The sequence below is a fragment of the Aeromonas sp. QDB25 genome, assembly GCF_027707725.1.
Classification (GTDB): domain Bacteria; phylum Pseudomonadota; class Gammaproteobacteria; order Enterobacterales; family Aeromonadaceae; genus Aeromonas; species Aeromonas caviae.
Map to the genome: position 1 here is coordinate 760 of NZ_JAPCIZ010000157.1, position 2,647 is coordinate 3,406.

The following is a 2,647-nucleotide window of genomic DNA, read 5'->3' on the forward strand; positions in this document are numbered from 1 at the left end:
TACCGCTTGATCCGACGGTGGTTTGCCGAGGAAAAGCGGTTCTGCTTGTGGATGACCAACCTGCCGCGAGCGGCATGGTCAGCAGAGCAGGTGATGAGCCTGTATCGCTGCCGTTGGCAGGTGGAGTTGTTATTTAAAGAGTGGAAATCGCACAACCGGCTCAAGGGGTTTGTGACGGGGGAGAAAGCCATCGCCGAGGGATTGGTGTGGACGAGTTTGCTGTCGCTGGTGATGAAAAGGCGGGTCGCGCAGAGTGTGATGACAGGGAAGCTATCGATGTTGAAAGCGTCAAAGAACAGTACGACATGGTGGTTGCCGCTATTGGAAGCAGTGGCCCATAGAGCGCTGACAGAAATAAGGGAAAGACTGGAATGGGCAGCTGATTATTTGGCCAAGAACGCTTGCCGAACCAAGCAGAGAAAATCGATACAGAACAGGACCTTGGAAGGAGTTTTAAAGGGACTCAACGCTTAAGGTCCTGTACATGAGACGTTATTAGCTTTTGTTAGTTCTTACATGAGTCCGTGTGGTCACGGAAAATTGACGTCAAAAAGGGCTGCATTGCAGCCCTTTGTCATTGGTCGTTCACATCGAGTCAGGCTTATTTGACGGCCTTTAACGGGGACAGCGGCACCACGTTGCGGGCGGCAACTTTGTCCAACAGCGGTTGCAGCTTCGCCCGGACCTCTTCGACATTGTAACTGGATCTCGCGGTGAACCGCACCAGCGCAAATTGGGCGCTGTCGCAGGCGTCTTGAAGCATGACATCCCGCTCCATCCGTTTTTTCAGGGAGTGTGACTTATCGTCCAGCTCGATGGCGCAGAGGTACCGGAAGTCATTGTCTGTTAAGCAGTAGTCCAGGTGCTTTGCAGAAATTTGGTTAAAGGATTTCTGCCAGAGTTTCTTATCTTTCTGGGTAGGCCGCAGCACGTCGGCTACACGCACCTTTCCGTAAATGCGGGCCTGGCCCTGAACGGCTTTCTCCAACGCAACCAGGAACGACTTTTCGCCGTCGGTAAAGAGTCCGTCCTGCACTTCATACGTCAATGCCGTATCGAGCTTTGCCGTGTCCTTCCCCTTTCCCTTACCCTTGTCCATGCCCAGCAGCAGCCCCACCACCGCTACGACCAGCACCACGATTGCAATCACTGTCATGCTCATCACGCTTCCTTATGATTTTCATTGCCCATCATGAGCCCGTTGTAACTTCCGCTTGCCGGGTGAGATCAGCTCTGGCCTTACCGCTCACGCTGCAACGGCACCAGCGGCTTCTCTTCCCTCAGTACCCAGCTCATCGTCGACGGAAAATACTTATAACCCGTGAGTTTCAATCGGGTCGTCACGAGTTTGCGAATTTCCGGCGGGGTTGCAACCCATTCGAGTTGCGGGAAACAGATCGACTCACCCCTGGCCAGACGTAGGTGCATGGAGCCAAAGAGGATCGCATCAAAGCGCGTGACCTCATTGCTGGTGAGAAGGGTCTCCACATTATCGAGGGCTTCGTTTACCAGCGCCTGCTTGTAGGCTTCCGAGGCTTCTTTCGCTTTGTCTTTCGCGGACTGTCTATCAGTTTGGCCTTCACGCTGAGCAATCATTGAGGCTCCTTGCTTGCTGTGATCTGCGGTACATCCGATAGGGCTGCTGATGCACCATGTGGAAAACGTCGAGGGTAAACAGTAACCGCCGCCTGGCAGCCCTCGCCAACGAATACCGCGATTGACTGCGTGCTTCCTTGATCTCGTTGACGATGGCTAGAATTTTGCCTTGCAGCGAGACTTTATCGCACGAGCACTCTTGCATCTCGGCGTCCCAGGTAGGGCACAAACGCTCATCGGTATGCCTATGAAAATCACCCACAGAAACCCCCTCAGCATGGCGTTCAGCGTCATTATTGCGCATATTCGAGATAAAAGTCATTAACGGACTGGCAGACCACTCAACGCCTGGATGATGCGGCCTAAGCCGCAAAAAATGCCTCTTGGGCCTCTTCGCGACTCGCATAATAGGCGATGCCTCGGGTGGCCCTGGACAACGAGTCGATGCCAACGATCGAGAACGACTTGATGACCACATCGCGAGCAGCTAGGTAGTGAGTGAGCTGCAGCATGGCGCAGCGTACCATTAACCGATCGATGTCTTCCAAGGACAGGCTGACATCCCCTACCCCGGCTTCTCCGCGCTCCAGCAGCTGTTGCTCCAGCCACAGGAGTGAGTTAATGCCCGACCCACAGCAAGGCTCGTAGTGCTGAAGCTCCTTTGATGACTTCGTCTCCGCCCCGCTTATCAGCTCTGCCATCAGCTGGCCAATCTCTGGCGGTGTGGGGTAGAAGTTGGTGCCCCGCTTCGAGAACCCGACTTCGCTCATCAGGATCCCCAGCACATCGCCGGTTGGTGCCGCCAGCATGGTGCTCGATAGCAATGCCGCCAACTCCATCGCGGTTTCCGTCAAATCAGGGGGAATGTGCTTTGCCGGAGGGTAGAGCCCGGACTGTTGGTAGCTCCACGTTTCGATGAACGCTTCGACGAACTCCGAGACGCCCATCTTAAATGCGAAAGGGGACTCCCTCCGACGTAGGTGGGAGGGGAATTTCGCCGGGGCGTCAGCCCCGCTGGTTTTGAATGTATTGCTTGATCACCTCTAACGGC

General features: G+C 54.8%; 4 protein-coding genes. 1 reads left to right on the forward strand and 3 read right to left on the reverse strand.

Annotation, left to right across the window (positions count from 1 at the left end; translation table 11 throughout):
* Positions 1-474: transposase (locus PG883_RS22940; protein ID WP_270808364.1), on the forward strand; the 474-nt coding region annotated here is incomplete at its 5' end.
* A gap of 127 nt (positions 475-601) precedes the next feature.
* Here the strand turns inward: PG883_RS22940 and PG883_RS22945 are convergent.
* From PG883_RS22945 to PG883_RS22955, 3 genes are all read right to left on the reverse strand, one after another.
* Positions 602-1,162, reverse strand: coding sequence for a DUF2726 domain-containing protein (locus PG883_RS22945; RefSeq protein ID WP_114522814.1), 561 nt, complete (start codon positions 1,160-1,162; stop codon positions 602-604).
* Between the two features lie 77 nt (positions 1,163-1,239).
* Positions 1,240-1,596, reverse strand: a complete 357-nt coding sequence (locus PG883_RS22950) for a hypothetical protein (RefSeq protein ID WP_114522813.1) — start codon at positions 1,594-1,596, stop codon at positions 1,240-1,242.
* Between the two features lie 362 nt (positions 1,597-1,958).
* Positions 1,959-2,543 carry a restriction endonuclease subunit M gene (locus PG883_RS22955; protein WP_201035613.1) on the reverse strand — a complete coding sequence of 195 codons (585 nt, stop codon included), beginning with the start codon at positions 2,541-2,543 and terminating at the stop codon, positions 1,959-1,961.
* Between the last annotated feature and the right edge of the window lie 104 nt (positions 2,544-2,647).